This is a genomic window from Staphylococcus sp. GDY8P85P, assembly GCF_017892405.1.
GTDB lineage: Bacteria > Bacillota > Bacilli > Staphylococcales > Staphylococcaceae > Staphylococcus > Staphylococcus borealis.
The window spans coordinates 14583-35923 of sequence record NZ_JAESLA010000020.1 but is presented as its reverse complement, the minus strand read 5'-3'; the positions used below and the strand labels follow the sequence as shown (position 1 = coordinate 35923).

At 32.8% G+C, this 21341-nt stretch carries 23 protein-coding genes; 3 read left to right on the top strand and 20 right to left on the bottom strand.

What is annotated here, in order from left to right; all coding sequences use genetic code 11:
- Positions 1-3 precede the first annotated feature (3 nt).
- The 3 genes from KA828_RS04965 to KA828_RS04955 form a co-directional block, all read right to left on the bottom strand.
- Positions 4-999: a LacI family DNA-binding transcriptional regulator gene (locus KA828_RS04965; RefSeq protein WP_210125582.1), complete on the bottom strand. Its 996-nt coding sequence runs from the start codon at positions 997-999 to the stop codon at positions 4-6.
- A gap of 357 nt (positions 1000-1356) precedes the next feature.
- The gene (gene gndA / locus KA828_RS04960; RefSeq protein WP_210125573.1) at positions 1357-2763 is read right to left on the bottom strand and encodes an NADP-dependent phosphogluconate dehydrogenase; all 1407 of its coding nucleotides are present in this window, start codon (positions 2761-2763) and stop codon (positions 1357-1359) included.
- 73 nt (positions 2764-2836) lie between these two features.
- The gene (locus tag KA828_RS04955; protein WP_210125571.1) at positions 2837-3964 is read right to left on the bottom strand and encodes a M20/M25/M40 family metallo-hydrolase; all 1128 of its coding nucleotides are present in this window, start codon (positions 3962-3964) and stop codon (positions 2837-2839) included.
- Between the two features lie 157 nt (positions 3965-4121).
- Between KA828_RS04955 and prli42 the strand changes: the two genes are divergently transcribed.
- A complete protein-coding gene (prli42, locus tag KA828_RS04950) occupies positions 4122-4217 on the top strand; it encodes a stressosome-associated protein Prli42 (protein WP_154392014.1) in 96 nt (31 codons plus the stop codon).
- A gap of 63 nt (positions 4218-4280) precedes the next feature.
- Here the strand turns inward: prli42 and KA828_RS04945 are convergent, their stop codons facing one another.
- The 17 genes from KA828_RS04945 to KA828_RS04865 all read right to left on the bottom strand — a co-directional run bounded on the left by KA828_RS04945 (position 4281) and on the right by KA828_RS04865 (position 20355).
- Complete coding sequence (locus KA828_RS04945; RefSeq protein ID WP_053029469.1) at positions 4281-5258, bottom strand: aromatic acid exporter family protein; 978 nt, start codon at positions 5256-5258, stop codon at positions 4281-4283.
- 12 nt (positions 5259-5270) lie between these two features.
- Positions 5271-5708 (bottom strand): bacilliredoxin BrxB, encoded by a 438-nt coding sequence (gene brxB, locus KA828_RS04940; protein WP_070854986.1) that lies wholly within the window; start codon positions 5706-5708, stop codon positions 5271-5273.
- Between the two features lie 101 nt (positions 5709-5809).
- Entirely contained in the window at positions 5810-7144 is a 1335-nt protein-coding gene (locus KA828_RS04935) for a dihydrolipoamide acetyltransferase family protein (protein ID WP_210125569.1), read from the bottom strand.
- Positions 7145-7156: 12 nt separating this feature from the next.
- A complete protein-coding gene (locus KA828_RS04930; protein ID WP_210125567.1) occupies positions 7157-8140 on the bottom strand; it encodes an alpha-ketoacid dehydrogenase subunit beta in 984 nt (327 codons plus the stop codon).
- The gene (locus KA828_RS04925; protein WP_070854983.1) at positions 8133-9134 is read right to left on the bottom strand and encodes a thiamine pyrophosphate-dependent dehydrogenase E1 component subunit alpha; all 1002 of its coding nucleotides are present in this window, start codon (positions 9132-9134) and stop codon (positions 8133-8135) included. Before KA828_RS04925 ends, KA828_RS04930 begins: the two co-directional genes overlap by 8 nt.
- 17 nt (positions 9135-9151) lie before the next feature.
- A complete protein-coding gene (lpdA, locus tag KA828_RS04920; protein WP_210125565.1) occupies positions 9152-10576 on the bottom strand; it encodes a dihydrolipoyl dehydrogenase in 1425 nt (474 codons plus the stop codon).
- A gap of 403 nt (positions 10577-10979) precedes the next feature.
- On the bottom strand, positions 10980-12659 hold the full coding sequence (gene recN / locus KA828_RS04915) for a DNA repair protein RecN (protein WP_075109089.1): 1680 nt from the start codon (positions 12657-12659) through the stop codon (positions 10980-10982).
- A 15-nt stretch (positions 12660-12674) separates the two neighbouring features.
- Entirely contained in the window at positions 12675-13127 is a 453-nt protein-coding gene (gene ahrC / locus KA828_RS04910; RefSeq protein WP_053029476.1) for a transcriptional regulator AhrC/ArgR, read from the bottom strand.
- A 298-nt stretch (positions 13128-13425) separates the two neighbouring features.
- A complete protein-coding gene (locus KA828_RS04905) occupies positions 13426-14307 on the bottom strand; it encodes a polyprenyl synthetase family protein (RefSeq protein ID WP_210125563.1) in 882 nt (293 codons plus the stop codon).
- Positions 14285-14515 (bottom strand): exodeoxyribonuclease VII small subunit, encoded by a 231-nt coding sequence (locus tag KA828_RS04900; RefSeq protein ID WP_053029478.1) that lies wholly within the window; start codon positions 14513-14515, stop codon positions 14285-14287. Before KA828_RS04900 ends, KA828_RS04905 begins: the two co-directional genes overlap by 23 nt.
- Positions 14508-15845, bottom strand: coding sequence for an exodeoxyribonuclease VII large subunit (gene xseA, locus KA828_RS04895; protein WP_210125561.1), 1338 nt, complete (start codon positions 15843-15845; stop codon positions 14508-14510). The genes KA828_RS04900 and xseA overlap by 8 nt, the downstream gene beginning before the upstream one ends.
- 18 nt (positions 15846-15863) lie before the next feature.
- Positions 15864-16250: a transcription antitermination factor NusB gene (gene nusB / locus KA828_RS04890; protein ID WP_210125559.1), complete on the bottom strand. Its 387-nt coding sequence runs from the start codon at positions 16248-16250 to the stop codon at positions 15864-15866.
- A gap of 30 nt (positions 16251-16280) precedes the next feature.
- Positions 16281-16640, bottom strand: a complete 360-nt coding sequence (locus tag KA828_RS04885; protein ID WP_053029481.1) for an Asp23/Gls24 family envelope stress response protein — start codon at positions 16638-16640, stop codon at positions 16281-16283.
- A 12-nt stretch (positions 16641-16652) separates the two neighbouring features.
- On the bottom strand, positions 16653-18008 hold the full coding sequence (gene accC / locus KA828_RS04880) for an acetyl-CoA carboxylase biotin carboxylase subunit (protein WP_053029482.1): 1356 nt from the start codon (positions 18006-18008) through the stop codon (positions 16653-16655).
- Positions 18008-18487: an acetyl-CoA carboxylase biotin carboxyl carrier protein gene (gene accB, locus KA828_RS04875; protein ID WP_210125557.1), complete on the bottom strand. Its 480-nt coding sequence runs from the start codon at positions 18485-18487 to the stop codon at positions 18008-18010. Before accB ends, accC begins: the two co-directional genes overlap by 1 nt.
- 224 nt (positions 18488-18711) lie before the next feature.
- Positions 18712-19269 carry an elongation factor P gene (gene efp, locus KA828_RS04870; RefSeq protein ID WP_053029484.1) on the bottom strand — a complete coding sequence of 186 codons (558 nt, stop codon included), beginning with the start codon at positions 19267-19269 and terminating at the stop codon, positions 18712-18714.
- A 27-nt stretch (positions 19270-19296) separates the two neighbouring features.
- Positions 19297-20355, bottom strand: a complete 1059-nt coding sequence (locus KA828_RS04865; protein WP_210125555.1) for a M24 family metallopeptidase — start codon at positions 20353-20355, stop codon at positions 19297-19299.
- A 103-nt stretch (positions 20356-20458) separates the two neighbouring features.
- Here KA828_RS04865 and KA828_RS04860 point away from each other — a divergent pair, with 103 nt between their 5' ends.
- Both KA828_RS04860 and KA828_RS04855 read left to right on the top strand, forming a co-directional pair.
- A complete protein-coding gene (locus KA828_RS04860; protein ID WP_053029486.1) occupies positions 20459-21040 on the top strand; it encodes a putative periplasmic lipoprotein in 582 nt (193 codons plus the stop codon).
- 17 nt (positions 21041-21057) lie between these two features.
- A complete protein-coding gene (locus tag KA828_RS04855) occupies positions 21058-21273 on the top strand; it encodes an SA1362 family protein (RefSeq protein ID WP_053029487.1) in 216 nt (71 codons plus the stop codon).
- Positions 21274-21341 lie beyond the last annotated feature (68 nt).

Below are 21341 nucleotides of genomic sequence, written 5' to 3'. Positions count from 1 at the left end.
CCTTTATCGTTTTGTAGTTGATACCCTTTCTACTATTTGAGTTGAAATCATTTTTGCAGTAAAAGAAATAGCTTTATTTCCTAATACATCAATGATTGTATTACCTGCTGTTAGGCCAAGTATATCTGGGTTAATATTTACACTTGTTTGTGATGGCGTTGCGTTTTCAGTGAGAAAAGATGTATTAAATGTAGCAGTTTGTATATCATTTGGTATGTGGATTTGATATTCATACAACACATTTAATAATTGCATATTCAACATAGCATCAGACGTTATAATCACTGTAGGCTTATGACGAACATCAATACAATAATGTTTTATACAATCACGCAAATCTTTGATAGACGCTATTACGGCGTAGTTAATAGGAATGTTAACGTCGTTACAGTATTGTTTAAATCCTTCTGTACGATCTTCTGTAACTGCATAATGTCCAGATTCTTGTAAAAATAACATTGACCGATGACCTAATTGATACAAATACTTTGCTAATTGAAAAGCTGCATCGACATTATCATTATCGATGTGTATAACTTGATCATAGTTTAAAGATTTCCCAATGATCAGATAAGGCACATTAAACTCATGAAGTAGTCGTTCTACAGGATCATCTTGCAAAGAATACAAAAGAATAAAGCCATCTACACTTTTAGATTGAATCATTGTCTTTACTTCTTCGTATAGGTCAGCGCTTTTCTCTGATACAGTCATTCTAGTTGAATAGCCTCTTCGATTACATGCCTGATTGATACCGTTGAGAACATCGCTATTAAAGGGATTTTGACGTATTTCAGGCGCAGAACTTTTTTGTATTAATCCAATGGTCAATGTTTTATTTGTTATTAATGTTCTCGCCGCTTGATTAGGAATATAACCTAATTTGGCCATAGCTGCTTTGACTTTAATAGTAGTCGAATCACTAATTTTCGGATTGTTTTGTATGACTCTTGATACTGTAGATGTAGCTACATTAGCCTCTTTTGCAACGTCTTTAATTGTAACCGTCGCATATCACCTCACTAAGATTTTATAGTAAACGCTTTCATATTCATCTATATTTTTATCGTATAGAATTGCTTATAGGAAGTCAATCATTTTGTGCAATCGTTTGCACTAAATGCAAAAAAGAAGGGAGTGAAACAGAAATAGTATTGTTTCAATATTTATTTCTGTCTCACTCCCAGCTTGCTTAGCTTGTCGCATATCTTGATGAAATGCTATTTTCAAGAGCCTTGAGTTGGTTTGAAAGAAGCGTGTTACAAGTTCATTGCTAATACAGTCAGCTACTATGATTTTGCAAAATAGCATCATTATATTATATATGTCTTAGGCGCTTCTCTAAAGCATTAGTGGTTATTCCTCAACCCATTGTGTATGGAAGATACCTTCTTTATCTTTACGTTCATACGTATGTGCACCGAAATAGTCACGTTGGGCTTGAATTAAGTTTGCTGGTAAATCTTCAGAACGATAACTATCATAGTAGTTTACGCTGGCAGAGAAGCCGGGTGTTGGTACACCGTTACGCACACCTGTTGCCACTACGTCTCTCAACGCATCTTGATATTCTGTGACAATACCTTTGAAATAAGGATCTAATAAAAGGTTTTGTAATTCTGAGTTATTATCATAAGCGTCTTTAATTTTTTGTAAGAATTGAGCACGAATAATACAACCCTCACGCCATATCATTGCTAAATCGCCCAATTTTAAATTCCATTCATTTTCTTCGCTAGCTTTACGCATTTGCGCAAATCCTTGTGCGTATGAACAAATTTTACTCATATATAAAGCTTTACGGATTTTTTCTAAGAACGCTTCTTTATCACCAGTAAATTCTGCTTTAGGGCCATTTAATTCTTTAGATGCATTCACACGTTCTTGTTTAATTGATGAAATGAAACGTGCAAATACAGATTCAGTAATAATTGTTAAAGGAATACCTAATTCTAAAGCATTGATAGAAGTCCATTTACCTGTACCTTTTTGACCTGCAGTATCTAAGATTTTTTCAACAAGTGCTTCATTGTCATCGTCTAATTTAGTAAAGATATCACCTGTGATTTCAATTAAATAACTTTCTAACTCACCGGCATTCCATTCTTTAAACGTTCTAGAGATGTCTTCATGTGACATGCCTAATAAATCTTTCATCATTGCATAACTTTCTGCGATAAGTTGCATATCTGCATATTCAATACCATTGTGAACCATTTTAACATAGTGACCTGCGCCATTTGGTCCTATATATTCTACACATGATGCACCATCTTTAGCTTTTGCAGCTATAGCATCTAATATATCACTTACTTTATTGTAAGCTGCTTCTTGACCGCCTGGCATTAATGAAGGGCCAGTAAGGGCACCTACTTCACCACCAGATACGCCCATACCGATAAAGTTAATACCACTTTCAGCTAAGGCTTTATTTCGACGGATTGTATCTTGATAATTAGTGTTACCACCATCAATTAAAATGTCATCATCATCTAATAATGGCAGTAAATTGTCAATTGTTGCATCTGTTGCAGGACCAGCTTTGACCATTAATAAAATTTTACGTGGTTTTTCTAATGAATTCACAAATTCTTCCAAAGAATATGTTGGGTGGATTTGTTTACCTTTAGATTCATTCACCATCTCATCTGTTTTTTCACTTGAACGGTTGAATACAGATACACTATAACCACGTGATTCGATATTCCAAGCCAGGTTTTTTCCCATTACAGCTAAACCTACTACACCTATTTGTTGAGTCATATTACTTACCTCTCTCATTCAATTTTTCAATAGTATTGTATCATAAAACTAGAATGTACTTCACTAAACTAAATTACGATTTAGCTACTAATTCAATAATTTTGACAATTTGTGTTGCTAAGTCGTTGAGAGACTTAATTGAAATGCGTTCTGATGTAGTGTGAATGTGTTCATAGCCCACACCTAAAATGACTGTAGGGATTCCAAATGTATTAATAATACTACCATCTGAGCCACCTCCAGCAATAACAGTATCACCAGCTAATCCTAATTCTTTCGCACTATTTATAGCATATTGCGTAACTTTATCTTCATCATTTAATTTAAAGCCAGGATAGCTTTTCTCAATCATTACTTTGGCTTCTCCACCAAATTCTTGCGCAGTTGACTCAAATATTTCTTTCATATGTGCTACTTGTTGCTCAATACTTTGATTATTATGAGAACGTGCTTCAGCTTCTAGCACGACTTCATCTGCAACAATATTAGTTGCAGAACCACCGTGAAATTTACCTATATTTGCAGTTGTATATTGATCAATTTGACCTAATTTCATACGACTTATTGCTTTTGCGGCAATATTAATTGCACTAATCCCTTCTGAAGGCGTACTAGCATGAGCAGTTTTACCTAAAATAGTCGAATTGATGACCATTTGAGTTGGTGCACCTACGACTGTTGTACCAACAGGTTGACTAGCATCGACAGCATAACCAAATTCAGCGTCTATGAGTGATTTATCTAATTCTTTCGCACCTTTAAGACCTGACTCTTCACCAACAGTAATTATGAATTGAATTTGACCATGTGGTATTTTATTGTCATTAAGATACTGTATTGTCTCAATAATTGCTGCTAATCCTGCTTTGTCATCCGCACCTAAGATGGTTGTTCCATCTGAGTATATATAGCTATCATCATTAATTTGAGGTTGAATATTTAACCCTGGCACTACGGTATCCATATGGCTAGTGAAATAAATTTTAGCTACATCTTGGTTATCACTTGTTGCGGGCAATGTACATATAAGATTATTAGCACCTAACCATGACTTTTCTGAAGCTCTGTCTTCAGCAACATGTAAACCTAATTCTTCAAATTTCTTTTTTAGAATGGGTTGGATGACTTCCTCATGACCTGTTTCAGAATTTATTTTTACTAATTCTAGAAATGTTTCAAGTAATCGTTGACTGTTTATCATTGTGATAAAACCCCTTTCTTATTTGATTTCTATTTTAACTAACTTTCTACAATATCAAAAATAAATTGATTGCCATTTGTATTAAAATCATTTATGGTTAATTTATATATTTGGTAAAGTACATGTTACTAAGTACTTTAATAAGGAGCGTCAAATAGTGAATAATAAAGTACTAAGAATTATAATTATTGTAATGTTAGTCGCTATTATAGCAGCATTACTACTCACAAGTTTAGTGCCATTGATGCATTAATCTTTAAAGAAAAGAGGCTAAGACGAACATCTCGTCTTAGCCTCTTTTCTATTTAATAACTTATTATAATTCATTATGCAATCTTAATGAACCAAACTGAGATTTAATATTTAGATACTCTTCTAACTCATTTAATATTTGCATCATACTTGAACGTGATTTTAAAGATTGATGAGATTTAGGAAGTGGTAATTCATCTAATGACAAACGGATTTCATATAATGAATGTAAACGAAGTGCAGTATAGTCGTTACTATTTACATTATTACCAATTTCTGTCATTAAATGTGATACATCTGCCAATAGAGGATCGTCGACAGTAACTTGATTTAATAAAGGTTTAATTCTACGAAGTAATTCAAGTTGTTCTTGTCTCATATCAAAGTAGTGATAATAAGAGTTTTCATTTCGAATAAAATGATTTTTAACATCTCTAAATGCAATAGATTTCGCTTTACGAATATCCAACTGAAGTTTCTCGAAAGATAAAGACAAATCATTACTATAATCCGAGCACGCTTCACTATATGCCATAAATATGTCTTTGAATCCTTTTTCAATTTCTTTCTTGAAAGAAACGAGTGTTTTATCTAAACTCGGCATAATTAAATTCATGATGAATGCAATTCCTAGCCCAATAGTTAATAAGAGTAGTTCGTTGATAATTAAATGTAAATTAATCGTTGTTGCATTAAAAACATGTAGTAATATGACGCAACTCGTTACGACACCCTCTTGAACCTTGAGCATGACAGTTATAGGAATAAATAATAAAACAATTAATCCTAGAACAAGTGCACTCTGACCTAGTAGGCTAAATACAAGTGAACCGAATAGTAGAATTAAAATACAAGATACAAATCGTGATACGATAGCTTGTACTGAATGAACTTTTGTATGTTTGATACACAATACAATGAGGATAGCACTTGATGCATAATTATCAAGTCCTATCCATTTGGCTAAAATGACACCTAGCGTTATACCTACCGCAGTTTTAAGTGTTCTAAATCCAATCTTATACGGATTTAACTTTAGCATCGGTAAATCCTCTTATCTTTCGTCGCAATACTTATCAAATAGGCTTTGTAATTGATTAATAACATCCATTACATCATGGCCTTCTATTTGATGACGTTCGATCATTTCGGTAATTTTACCATCTTTAATTAGAGCAAAAGATGGGCTTGAAGGTGCATATCCTTCAAAGTAATCTCTAGCCTGTTGCGTAGCTTCTTTATCTTGACCAGCAAATACAGTAACTAATCGATCTGGTAACTTATCATAATGTAATGCATGTGATGCTGCTGGACGCGCAATTCCACCTGCACACCCACATACAGAATTAACCATTACTAATGATGTACCATTTTGTTGTAATACTTTATCAACGTCTTCTGCTGATGTTAATTGCTCGTATCCTGCACTTTCAATTTCGTTACGAGCTTGTTCAACCACACCATTCATATATAAATCAAAATTTAAATCCATTTTGAATCACCTTTCAATCTTTTATTTATTCAATGTTATTCTACTAATTTAAACGATAGAGTTCAAATAGGTTGTCCAAGGCTATGCCATCTTATTACATACTAATAAATACTTGTATTTTCAACTGTAAATTGCTCAATTCGTTGTTTTACTTGCGACATGAAGCGACCTGTTTGGACACCATCTAATATACGGTGATCAATCGAAATGCATAAATTTACCATGCTTCTAATTGCTATCATGTCATCAATCACGACAGGTTTTTTTACAATTGATTCTACTTGTAATATTGCAGCTTGTGGATGATTAATAATACCCATTGACGAAACAGAACCGAATGTACCAGTATTATTAACCGTAAACGTTCCACCTGACATGTCCTCTTGAGTTAATTGTTTATTTCTAGCTTTTCGTGCTAATTCATTGATTTCTCTAGCAATGCCTTTAATAGATTTTTCATCAGCATGTTTGATAACTGGAACATATAATTTATCTTCATCTGCAACTGCAATCGAAATATTAATGTCTTTATGAATGATAATTTCCTCACCGTCCCAACTGCTGTTTAAGAGTGGGTTTGATTTGAGCGCTTCTGCAACTGCTTTTACAAAGAATGCAAAGAAGGTTAAATTATATCCTTCATTCTCTTTGAAAGTGTTTTTATGATGGTTTCTCGTTTTAACCAAGTTAGTTGCATCAACTTCAACCATCATCCATCCATGTGGAATTTCAGTAACACTTGTTACCATGTTTTGGGCAATTGCTTTTCGTACGCCTTTTACTGGAATAGACTGACCTGATTGCGTGTGATTTGAATCAGTGCTGGCCACTTGATTTTCAAAAGATGGCTCTGCTTTGTTATTAAGTTTAGAATTTTGTTTCTCAGAATGCACATAAGCTTCAATATCTTTTTTAGTTACTCTTCCTTCGAAACCTGTGCCACGCACACGTGATAAATCAACATTATTTTCAGAAGCAATTTTAAATACGACAGGAGAATAGCGACCATTATTTAGTGGTGACGATGCTGATTCTGTATTTGATTGTTCATTTTGACGAACGTTCTGATCAGTGTGAACACTTGAGTCTGATTTTGGCGTTTTATCAGTTAAGACATCCATATTGTTTGTATTAACAGTTGTTTCATTCTTATTATCATCTGTTCCTTGTTTATTATTATGCGTGTTCGTTGATTGATTTGACTCAGAAGATTCAATTTTACATATAACATGATCTATTTGAACTGTTTCTCCTTCAGAAACTAAGATTTCAGTAATAGTACCAGAAACCGTTGAAGGTACCTCAGCGGTTACTTTATCAGTAACGACTTCACATAAGGGTTCATATTCGTCTACATAGTCTCCTACAGAAATTAGCCATTGCTCGATTGTACCTTCATGAACACTTTCGCCTAGTTTAGGCATTTTAACATCCATAATTTTGCCTCCTTAAAATTGTGCAAGTTCTCTCATTTTTTCTAAGATTTTATCAGGATTCATCATAACTTCATTTTCTAAATTCGGAGAAAATGGCATTGAAGGTACATCTGGTCCAGCTAACCTCATAATCGGTGCATCAAGTTCAAATAAACAGTTTTCAGCAATAATTGCCGAAACTTCTGACATGATACTACCTTCAAGATTATCTTCAGTTACGAGTAAAATCTTGCCATTGATTTTGGCGCGTTCAATAATTGTCTTTTTATCTAAAGGGTAAACTGTTCTTAAATCGACAATTTCTACACTGATACCATCAGCGGCTAAAATATCAGCAGCTTGCATACAATAATTTACACATAATCCATATGTAAATACTGTAATATCGTTGCCTTCTCGTTTAACATCAGCTTTTCCAAGAGGAACAGTATAATATTCTTCTGGTACTTCTTCTTTTAAGAAACGATAGGCCTTTTTATGTTCAAAAAATAGTACTGGATCATTAGATTCAATAGAAGATAACAATAACCCTTTAGCATCATAAGGTGATGAAGGAATGACGATTGTAAGCCCAGGTGTAGAAGCAAAAATACTTTCGATACTTTGAGAATGGTATAAACCACCATGAACACCACCACCAAAAGGTGCTCTTATTGTAATCGGGCATTGCCAGTCATTATTTGAACGATAACGCATTTTTGCTGCTTCACTTATAATTTGATTAACTGCTGGTAAGATAAAATCTGCAAATTGAATTTCTGCAATTGGTCGTTTGCCAATCATTGCAGCGCCAATAGCAGTACCAACGATATTAGATTCGGCTAACGGGGTATCAATTACTCTTTCAACACCGTATTTTTCTTGTAAACCACGTGTAGCGCCAAATACGCCACCTTTCTTCCCAACATCTTCACCAAGTATAAATACATTGTTATCTTGTTCCATGGCTAAATCTTGTGCTTGTTGTATCGCTTCAATATAAGTCATTTTACTCATTGCCAATACCTCCTTCTGGATCATACACAAATTGATATGTTTCATCTACAGATGGATATGGCGCTTGTTCTGCGTCTTTTGTGGCTTTGGTAATAATTTCTTTATGTGCTTGCTCTAACTGATCTAACCATGCTTGATCGATGATACCTTGTTCGAGTAAATAATCTTTAAATTTAAGATTGCAATCATACGTTTTTAAAGCTTCTCGTTCTTCTTTAGTACGATATGTATCATCATCATCTGATGAATGTGGTGTCATACGATTTGTAACGGCCTCAATTAAGGTAGCACCTTCACCATTTAATGCACGCGTTCTAGCTTCTTTCATTGCTTTATACATAGCAATAGGATCGTTACCATCTACAGTTTCACCGTGGATACCATAGCCTAAAGCTCTATCAGAAAGTTTTTCGGCGGCATATTGTAGTGAATTTGGAACTGATATCGCGTATTTATTATTAATAATGACGCAAACAAAAGGTAGTTTGTGTACACCTGCAAAGTTTAAACCTTCGTGAAAATCTCCTTGATTTGAACTTCCTTCACCTACAGTGGCTGTAGCGATATTAGGTTTTTTATCCATTTTCAAAGCTAAAGCAGCACCTACTGAATGCGGTATTTGAGTTGCAACAGGAGAACTTTGAGATAATATACCTTTTTCACGATGACTGAAGTGAGATGGCATCTGCTTGCCACCAGAATTAATATCATCCTTTTTACCGAATGAAGCTAGCATTGTATCATAAGGAGAAATACCCATATAAGTTACAAATGCTAAATCTCTATAATATGGAGATGAAATATCTCCTTCTTTCATAGCATAAGCCATTCCTATTTGAGTGGCTTCCTGACCTTGTCCACTTACGACAAAGGGAATTTTACCCGCACGGTTTAGTAACCATAATCGTTCATCTACTTTTCTGCCTAAATCCATCCATTTATAGATTTCTTTGAGGTCATCTTCTGAGAGTCCGACAGATTTATAATCAATCATTTTAAATATTCCTCCTATTAAACATGTATCGCTCTATTTTCTACTTTCAATCCCAATTCCATTAATACTTCAGATATTGAAGGATGTGCATGTGTTGTCAGACCTAATTCAATTGCTGAGCCATTCATAAATTGTAATAATGACGCTTCATTGATTAATTCAGTAACCTGTGGTCCTATCATGCTAATACCGATAATTTCATTTGTTTCTTGATCAATAACCATTTCGCAAAAGCCTTTATCCTTAGCATTAGTCTCTATCACAGCTTTACCTATTGCATTAAATCCCACTTTAAATGATTTAGATTTAATATTTTGCGCTTTGGCAGACTCCTTATTATAACCAATGGAAGCAACTTCAGGATGTGTATATATACATTTTGGCATTTTATTATAGTTTAAAGGTAAGCTAGATCCATTAAACATATGTTCGACAGCTAAAATGCCTTCTTTTGAAGACACATGAGCTAATTGTAATTTGCCTATACAATCACCAGCAGCATAGATATGTTTATCTTCTGTTTGTAAGCATTCATTAACTAAAATGTTACCTAATTGATCTGTTTGAATTTTAGTATTATTTAACCCAATATCATTGGTATTAGGAGTACGTCCAATCGCTACTAATACTTTGTCTAATTCTAATGTTTTTTCCTCATTGACTTGAATGGTTACGGAATTAGCATTAACGGTTACTGATGCATCACTCAAGGCACAATTTTCATAAAATGCAACGCCTCTTTCGCTAAGAGCGGTTTTAAGAAATTTTGCAATTTGAGCACTTTCAGCAGGTAGAATTCGTTCTCCAGCCTCAATTACACTAACCTCTACACCTAAGTCTATTAATAAAGAAGCGAATTCAAGTCCAATCACGCCACCGCCTATGATTGCTATCTTTGAGGGTAAATCAGTGAGTTCAAGCATGTCACTGCTAGATAATACTGTTTCATGATTGAAAGGTAAAAATGGTAATTGTGTTGGGTATGATCCTGTAGCAATTAAGACATATTGATTAGGTAAAAGATCAGATTCACCATCTTCGTATTCAACTGAGATTGTACCACTTTGTGGTGAAAAAATAGATGTACCCATTATTCTTCCAGTACCATTAAAAACATCAATGTGATTTTTTTGCATTAAACTATCTATACCATGATGCATTTGGCTAACAATAGTGTTTTTACGTTCCATCATAGTTTTTAAGTCAAATGAAAAATGGTCTATATTCACCCCAAAGTCAGCGGATTCTTTCACCGTTCTTAATACTTCAGCAGATTTTAATAATGCTTTTGTAGGGATACACCCTTTATGTAAACAAGTTCCACCTAATAATGATTTCTCTACAATAGCTACCTTTTTACCCAGTTGAGATGCTCGTATGGCCGCCACATATCCAGCGGTTCCTCCACCTAAAACGACTAGGTCATATTGCTTTTCGCTCATTTTTTTACTCCTAACGCATTTACAATTTATTTATCAATAGTATGATGCAACAATACTCAATATAAATAGATTTTAAATGTCTTATGTCATTTATAACGCAATGAGCATAGCTCATAAAAATTAATCTATTTAAATCAGTGATTTATTATACATTTTACATCAAAATTTAATAGTAATAAAACTAATAAATTACCTAAGAGGTTGGGACAAAATATAAGTCTCAACCTAATTTATTATTTTAGCAGTAGCCGACTCGTTTGAAAATGCGCTTAAATCAAGCTTTTTTTCAAACCTAGTCATTCTTACCTATGTGTTGCCAAGCAAAGAGAATTTTATCAAAAAATTCTACAAGCTAAGCATGCTGGGGCGGGACAACGATTTACTTTAATTGCTGTACCGCACCCTATTTTTTTCTTTGATTTTGGCTAATCATTTCTTTTGCATTTTCTCTAGTTAATTCCGTCACACTAGCACCAGAAATCATGCGTGCGATTTCATCAATTTTATCATCATCTTTTAATTCTTTAACTTGAGTTGTTGTACGGTCATCATTGGAAGCTTTGCTTATTAATAAATGATGATCACTCATTGATGCGACTTGTGGTAAGTGAGAGATACAAATGACTTGGATATATTCTGCGATATCTCTCATTTTTTCAGCCATTTTTTGGGCAGCTTGACCAGACACACCCGAATCAACCTCATCAAATAGAATTGCTGTTTGTCCTCGTGATTGTACAAATATACTTTTTAAAGCGAGCATAATACGAGATAGCTCACCACCAGAGGCAATTTTATTTAAACTCTTAAGTGGTTCTCCTTTATTTGGACTTATTAGGAACTCAACGAATTCTATACCATCAATCGTTGGCTTTTCTAATAATTGGAAAGAAATTTCTAAATTAGCATCTTTCATTTGTAAATTTTGAATTTCGGAAACAATATGGTCTCTTAATGTGCGTGCTACAGTACGACGCGCCTTAGATAATAACTTACCTTGAGACATGACTTCTTCATATAATCGATTAATTTCCTCACGTAATTGAGATGTACTTTCCTCATAATTTTCAATTTTAGCAATTTCATTTTGCAGTTTGTCTTTGTAAGTCATTAATTCATCGATATCTTTGCCATATTTTCTTTTGAGATTATTTAATAAATTCATTCGGGATTCTAATTCATTGAGCATTTGTTCATCAAATTCGTTGTTCGACATTTCATCATATATCTCGTGTTTGGCATCCTCAAGCGTATAATAAAATTGGTCGATATCCTCTTTAAGTTTACTATATTTATCCGGCAGAATTTCATCAATGGATTGCAAATGATTACTTAATTCATAAAGTCTATCTGTAATCGCGTGTTCATCGGTTAAAGTAACATGGGCATTATTAAGCGCTAAGCTTAGTTTCTCAGAATTTTGAATTCTACGAATATCAACTTCTAATTGTTCAATTTCGCCTTCTTTTAAAGAAGCTTCTTCTAGTTCTTCATATTGAAATTTCATTAAATCTAAACGTTGAAGTAACGCTTGATCTGCAGACTCTAGATCTTCTAATTCCTTTGTTTTACTTTTATATTGGTTAAACACGTTTTGATATTGTTCTTTTGTAGTTGAATATTTATCCTCTGCATAGTCATCTAATAATTTTAAATGGTACTTTTGTTTAAGAAGTGTTTGAGTTTCATGTTGACCATGAATATCTAATAACTCTTGCATGACTTTACGTAAATCTTGAAGTGTTACGATTTGATTGTTTAATCTACAAATACTTTTACCAGTACTAAAAATCTCTCTTTTTACTAATAAAAAGTCTTCATCAATATCTATATCTAGGTCCTGAAGGATATGAATGACATCTTTACTTTCGTCTATGTCAAAAATACCTTCAATAATTGCCTTTTTTTCACCATGTCTAACATAGTCTGATGAAGCACGCACCCCAATTAATTGGCCAATAGCATCTATGATGATTGACTTACCTGAACCAGTTTCACCACTCAGTACTGTAAGGCCATCTGAAAAATGAATTTCTAATTCATCAATAATTGCAAATTGTTTTATTGATAAGGTTTGTAACATGAATTCATCACATCCTTATAATAAATTGAAAATTCTAGTTTTAATTGTATTACTTGCTTCTTCATCTTTACAAATTAAAAGACAAGTGTCATCTCCACAAATAGTACCGAGCACTTCGTCCCAATCGATTTGGTCTAGTATAGCACCTATTGATTGAGCGTTACCTGGTAATGTTTTTAAGACTAGTAAATTTCCAGTTCCTTCAATGTTAACAAATGAGTCCATAAGATAACGTCCCAATTTTTCAAGTGGATGATATTTTCGATCATTCGGCAAGCTATAAACATATTGACCTGTCGGTGCGGGTACTTTGATTAATTGTAATTCTTTAATATCACGAGATACTGTTGCTTGAGTCACATTAAGGTCGTATTCATTTAGACGTTTGACGAGTTCGTCTTGCGTTTCTATCTTTTCGCTTGAGATAATTTCTCTTATTTTTATGTGTCTCACTGATTTTTTTGCCATTATGAACACTCCTAGTTTCGAATAATTATACAATGATTTTAACACAACATAATTTTTACTACTACTATTGCTATTATGCATAAGTAACTGATAACTCAATAATCGTAAATTGTTTAAATTAATGACATAGCGCTAATTTTGAATGATTTTGTTTGAAAAAATGTATATATTTATAAATAATTATGTAAATTTTTAATAATAATGATAACGAGCACCTAGTCATTAAAATAAAGTATTAAAACACCCTTCAAAGCTGATGTATAAAACAATAACTTTAAAGGGTTCTTATTCGTTCAACTTAATGATCACGAGTGTAAAATAAATCAACGACATCTAGTAAAGGCTTAATATCGTATTGCTCAGAGAGCTTTTCAATTGATTCAGTGGCAGCATTTTTATGAAAATCAAGTTTTTCTTCTGCACCTTTTTTTCCTAATAATGAAACATAAGTGCTTTTGTGATTTTCAATATCACTACCTACTTTTTTACCTAACTTAGATTCATCACCATACACATCTAGTAAATCATCTTTAATCTGGAACATTAGACCTAGATGATCGCTAAATGATTCAAGTAATTGTGACGTCGATTGATCGACTTTGGCAATATCGGTAGCACTTAATATCGCAAATTTTAATAATGCACCTGTCTTAGCTTTATGTATTTGTTCAAGGGTTTCCAAATCAACAGGTTTATCCTCGCTTTGCATGTCTAATGTTTGGCCACCAACCATACCTAAGTGACCGCTATTGTGAGCTAATCTTGAAAGTACCTTTACTTTAACCTCTGGTTCTAATAAATCATCGTCAGCAACGATTTCAAAAGCCTTCGTTAAAAGTGCGTCTCCAGCTAAAATAGCCTTCCATTCACCATAAACTTTATGATTTGTTAATTTTCCACGACGATAATCATCATTATCCATAGGAGGTAAATCATCATGTATTAAAGAATATGTGTGAATCATTTCCAATGCTAAAGCCGTTTGTTTACCTTTGATATAATCTTGATTTAATACATCCAACGTTAAGAAAACAAGTAACGGTCTTATTCTTTTACCACCTGCATTAAGTGAATACTGCATACTTTCTTCAAGATTGGTATTTAATGGTGAAGGTTTAATTACACCGTCAAGAGCGCTATTAATTTGTTCAATTAACTCATTCATTGACATCTTTGTCATTATCTTCATCCTCTGCTTCATCTTTAATAAGTTGATTAACTTTATTTTCCGCATCTTTTAGCGTTGCATCACATGTGGCTGAAAGTTTCATTCCTCGCTGATATAACTCTAGTGATTCTTCAAGAGATACAGTTTCATTATCTAACTTTTGAACGATTTTTTCCAATTCTTGCATCATTTCTTCAAAACTTTGTTGATCTTTACTCATGTTCACACCTAACCTTTTTAACAATAGCATCAACGCTACCATCTTTCATTGCTAATGTAATTTCATCATTTTCATTTAAGTCTTGTGTACTTGTAATCACTTGGTCGTTCTTATTAATAATAGTATAGCCTCTTAGCATTGTATTAGTCGGACTTAAGTTGTTTAATAGTTCAATTTTATTTTTGAGCTCTAATTGATTATTTTGAATACTTTTCTTTGTTAAGTTTGTTAATCGACTATTAATGTTCATTAAGTGTTTATTATTTTGCGTAATGGATTGCTTTAAAGCTTTTAAATTAAAATTTTGACGAAGTACTTTAATTTGATACTTTTTATTTTCAATTTTAGATGATATTAATTGAGATAATTGCTTTTCTAAATCATCTTTTCGTTGAATTTGTTGATCATATAATAATGAAGGTTGTTTAAATTTATAATACGATGATAAATGGTCGAGCTGTTTATGTTGTTTTTCAAGATATTGTTTTATATATCTTGAAAGCGAAAATTGATATTGTTTAATTTGTTGCATCAATTCGTACTGATCGGGTGTAGCGATGACCGCAGCTTGAGTAGGTGTTGCTGCCCTTACATCAGCGACAAAATCACTCAATGTAAAATCAGTTTCATGTCCGACAGCTGAAATAATAGGAGTTTGACATTCAAAGATTGCTTTCACAACATCCTCTTCGTTAAAGTTCCATAAATCTTCTATAGAACCACCACCACGACCAACTATAATGGTATCGACGCCAAGTGCGTCAGCGTGTTTTATTTTTTCGATAATATCTTCTTTTGCTTGAGTTCCTTGAACCAAAGTACTTAATTGAATTTTTTCAACTAAAGGATATCTGCTATTGATTGTAGACACAATATCCCTAATTGCTGCACCAGTACTTGCAGTTAAAATCGCAATTTTTTTAGGAAACCGGGGAATAGGCTTTTTATATTCATTACTAAAATAGCCATCTTTTTTTAATTTTATCTTTAATTGTTCTAACTTTTGATACAAGTTCCCTATACCATCTAATTCCATCTTATTGACATAAATTTGATAGTTTCCACGTCGCTCATATACTGAAACACGTGCTTCTAAGAGAACTTCGTCACCTTCTTTAGGATCAAAAGTAAGTTTGCTAGCATTGCCCTTAAACATCATTGCACTAATGACACTATCTTTATCTTTAACATTGAAATAAAGGTGTCCGCTAGAATGCCTTTTAAAGTTAGATAGTTCGCCTTTAAGCAAAATAGACTGTAAATGTGGGTCTTGGTCAAATTTGTATTTAATATATTTTGTTAATGTTGTTACACTTAAGTATTCAGACATAGTCATCACTCAAATTAATTATTTTATTTTACTTAGCACACCATTAATAAATTTATAATGTTCATCGTCACTAAACTGTTTTGCCAATTCTACAGCTTCATTGATGATTACTTTTGGTGGTGTATCACTGTGTAATAATTCAAATGTAGCCATACGTAGTATAATACGGTCTGTTTTTAGCAAACGTTGAAGTGACCAATCTTTAAGATATGGTTTGATCGTATCATCTAAAACCGGTTCATGATCTTTTACACCAGTCACTAACCAGTGTATAAATTCAAAGTCTAAATCTGGCTCATCATCTTTAATAAAATTGATTGCTTCATTGATAGTTAATTCTGTATCTTTCATTTCTAACTGAAACAAAGTTTGAAATGATTGCTTTCTTGATTCTTTTCGACTCATAAATAACTCCTTGTTAATGTAATCTTTATATTATTCGACAGTGATATGCATGATATGAACGTTAATTTCTTTAGGCTCGATTGCAGTCATTGTTTTAATTGAGTTGAAAATGGATGTTTGAATTTTGCTCGCAAACTTAGAAATATTGATACCATGTTTAATAGAGCAATATACATCAATTTGAATGCCATCTTCTTTAACATCTATTTTTAAATTTCTATTGAGATTTTTTCGACTCATTTTCTCAATATTACTATTTTTTAATTCTGCAAAATGTCCGGTAACACCGTTTACCTCTGATACTGCAATACTTGCAACTACAGAGATAACTTCTGGTGCAATTTCAATTTTACCTAAATTTGAATTTGAATAATCTGCCACTTTAACCATTTATACTACCTCCTACTCATTGTCATTCATAATATTATATTGCTCTAAGAAATTTGTATTAAATGATCCACTTCTAAAAATATCATTATTCATTAATTTCAAGTGGAACGGAATTGTTGTATCGATTCCTAAAATTAAATACTCGCTTAATGCTCTGATTCCAGTCATAATCGCTTCTTCACGAGTAGGTTCATGTACAATTAACTTAGCAACCATAGAATCGTAATATGGAGGGATTGTATAATTCGTATAGCAAGCTGATTCAATTCTCACACCATAACCTCCAGGCGCAAGGTATTGGGTAATTTTACCAGGAGAAGGCATGAAATTCTTATATGGATTTTCAGCATTTATACGATATTCAATCGCATGCCCATTAATAGTAATATCATCTTGTGTATATGGTAATGTTTCACCCATCGCAACTTTTAATTGCAATTTAACTAAGTCTATTCCCGTAACCATTTCAGTAACCGGATGTTCAACTTGGATACGCGTGTTCATTTCCATAAAGTAAAATTGATTGTCATTTAAGTCATAAATAAATTCAATTGTACCTGCGTTCTCATAATTTACTGCTTTAGCAGCTCTAATTGCAGCATTTCCCATTTCTTCACGTTGTTCATTCGTTAATATAGGTGATGGTGATTCTTCAACTAACTTTTGCATACGTCTCTGAATCGTGCAATCCCTTTCTCCGAGATGAATTACATTTCCGTATTGATCACCAATTATTTGAATTTCGATATGGCGGAAGTTCTCGATAAATTTTTCAAGATAAAGTCCCCCATTACCGAAAGCAGTTTCTGCTTCTTGCTGGGTCATTCGATAGCCATTTTCAAGTTCTTTCTCTGTTCTGGCCACTCGGATCCCTTTACCGCCACCGCCTGCTGTCGCTTTTATAATTACAGGATAGCCGATTTCTTCAGCAATTTGTTTAGCATCCTCTATAGATGTGACAAGTCCATCGCTTCCTGGCACAACTGGTACATTGGCAGCAATCATTTCAGCTTTTGCAACGTCTTTAATACCCATTTTTTGAATAGATTCATAGCTAGGACCAATGAATTTCAATTGGCAAGCTTCGCATAGTTCTGCAAAGTCACCGTTCTCAGCTAAAAAGCCATAACCCGGATGAATACCATCACACCCTGTTGATGTTGCTATAGATAAGATATTAGGAATATTTAAATATGAATCTTTAGACTGAGTAGGACCAACGCAATATGCTTCATCAGCAATTTGAGTATGTAATGCGTCTTTATCTCCCTCAGAATAAATAGCAACGGTTTGTATGCCTAAATCATGGCAAGCTCTGATAATTCTAACCGCAATTTCTCCACGGTTAGCGATTAAGATTTTTTTCATTATTTCACCTTAAATAACGGTTGGCCATACTCTACCATTTGTCCGTCTTCTACTAATATTTCAACGATTTCTCCAGAAACTTCTGCTTGAATTTCATTAAATAATTTCATTGCTTCTAAAATACATACAGTTGATTCATTTGTAACTTTATCACCAACTTGAACATAAGCATCTTCCTCAGGTGATGGAGATTTATAAAATGTACCAACCATTGGTGCATTAATCGTTTGATATGATGATTCATCATCTTGACTTTTATTTTCTTCAACAGGTGCATCTGATACACTTTGATTTGGTGTTGACATTGTTGGTGCAGCAGGTGCTAAAGGTGCTTGTTGTGTATATTGTGGTGTAATTATTTCAGTTTCTTTTTGTTTTTTTAGATTAACTACACTACCTTTATTATCTTCAATATTAATTTCAGTTAAACTTGATTGATCAAGAATTTCGATTAATTCTTTTATTTCTTTAAAATTCATAAGTTACTGACTCCTCGACTTAGTTTTCATCTACTAATCTATTTTACTTGACTCAACTTGCCAATTCAAGCATGTGTCATTTTATGGCAAATAGTTAATATCATTATATGAATATTATAAATGATACTCTGATATTTTATAATTTTTTGTATGCATGATTTGAGTATTAAAAAAAGTCTTTCTAATTGGTAATCAGAAAGACTCTAGTTATCATTCATAATAAATTAAGCTCTTGAAATATAGCTTCCATCACCAGTATTAATTACTAATACATCACCTTCATTAACAAATAAAGGTACATTTAATGTATAACCAGTTTCAACTGTAGCTGATTTAGTTGCACCAGTAGCAGTATCACCTTTAATACCAGGTTCAGTTTCAGTAACTTCTAATTCAACGGTCTTAGGCAATTCAACACCGATTGTTTCACCTTCATATGATTGAATTTGAACTTCCATGTTTGCTTTTAAGAATTTTAATTCATCTTTTAAATAATCTGCTGATAATTCAGTTTGATCAAACGTTTCATTATCCATGAACACATGATTATCACCATCTGCATATAAATATTGCATGCGACGATTTTCAATCATTGCTTGTTCAACTTTTTCTCCAGCTCTAAATGTTTTTTCTTGGATTGCACCTGTTCTTAAATTACGTAATTTAGAACGAACAAAGGCAGAACCTTTACCTGGTTTTACATGTTGGAAATCAATAACTTTCCAAATGCCATTATCTACAGAAATTGTTAAACCTGTTTTAAAATCATTAACCGAAATCATTCAGTTTCCTCCTCAAATATGCGCTTTCTATAAAATAATAAGGTCTTTTGTACATTTAGTAAAGACTTCGCAGCCATTTTCAGTGATTAAAATATCATCTTCTATACGTACACCGCCAAGACCATCTACATAAATACCTGGTTCAATAGTAACACAATTATTTACTTGAATCGTACCCTTTGCATTTTTAGATAATAATGGTCCTTCGTGTATATCTAATCCAATACCATGACCGAGTGAATGACCAAATGCTTCTCCATATCCATGAGACGCAATATAATCTCTTGATAAAGCGTCTGCTTCTGCCACAGTCATGCCAGCTTTAATTTCATTGATGGCTTTTATTTGGGATTCAAGAACAATATTATAAATGTCTTTCATCTTTGGATCAGGTTCACCTATAGCAAATGTTCTTGTAATATCAGAGCAATATCCTCTGTAGTATGCACCAAAGTCTAACGTGATCATATCCCCTTGTTCAACAACTTTATCACTTGCTACTCCGTGTGGTAAGGCGCCTCTATAACCCGATGCTACAATTGTGTCGAATGAAGGTCCATCTGCACCTAATTCTAGCATTTTGCTCTCTAATTTCGCCTTTAATGTTCTTTCAGTCATGCCAGCCTCGGCAATTTCTAAGATATAATTATATGTATCATCAACTATTTTAGCAGCATATTTAATTTTCTCAATTTCCTCAGGTGTTTTTACTTCTCTAATTTTTTCAATGTCGTCACCAATTGAAACTAAATTTGCGCTTGATTGATTTAACGTTTGGTAAGTATCGTAACTTACTAAGTGACCTTCAAACCCAATTGACTTAAATTGGTTATGATTGATAATTTCAACGATTTCTTCAATTAATCCACCACTGCGCTTGATAATTTCGAAATGAGTAGCCTGTTCGGTAGCTTGTTCAATATAACGGAAGTCTGTTATTAATTGATAACGATCTTTTGAAATAACTAATGCACCACTTGTACCAGTAAAATCAGATAAATATCTTCGATTATAATCTGATAAGATAACTAAAGCATCTATTTGATGATGATTTAGTAGTTCTTGAACTTTTGCTAATTTATTCATACAAATCACTCCTAGTATAACGTTTGTACATTTGCTCTATTTACATTAAAATAATAGCATAATTATTTTAGAAATAAAGAGATTTTGGTTTAGGGAGATTTTAATGAAAAAATTAATCGTTATTCTAGGAGCTTCATGTTTATTGGTTGGTTGTGGCTCTCAAAATTTAGGACCTTTGGAAGACAAGACAACCAAATTAAGAGATGAAAACCATAACTTGAAGTTAGATATCCAACAGCTAAATCAAGATATTAGTAATCAAAAAGCACAAGTTGAAGCTCTTAATAAAGATAAAAAGAATGTATCTAAAACTGTTGATAACAATAAAGAAGCTAAATTTCTAGATGCTTCTTCAAAATATTATCAAGATATTACTAAAGTGATTAGTAATTATAATCAACTAGATTTAACTAAAAAGAAAAAAGAGGATAAAAAGCAAAATCTTGAAAAATTAAATACTATAACAAACGATATTGATGATGCGTATAGTAAATATAAAGGCACGATTTCAACAAAAGATTTATCAAGTGCCAATAAGAATGAAGATAAGAATATTAGACAAATGAATAAAGAATTACAATCAGCATTTAAAGATATAAAGAGTGGATATGAAACTAATAATTCTAATAAATTAAATAAAGGTAAGACAAAGCTATCTCAAGTTAACATGTCCAATAATTCATAAATATAGGAGTTTTTGTTTTGAAAAATATATTGTTTTATTTAGTATTAATTATTGCAGCAATTGGCTTAATCTTAAATCTGAATGCGTTTATGATGTCATTTGCTAAAACTATTTTTACTTTTATAATCATCGCAATCATTATTTATTTAATATACTATTTCTTCTTCTTAACTGAAGATCAACGTAAATATAGAAGAGCTGCAAGAAAATATAAAAAGAAACATCGTAAATAATACGTCTAAGATTTTAAAACCTTAGACTAGTAAGGGAGTGGGACAGAATTCTTTTAAATTCGTTGTCC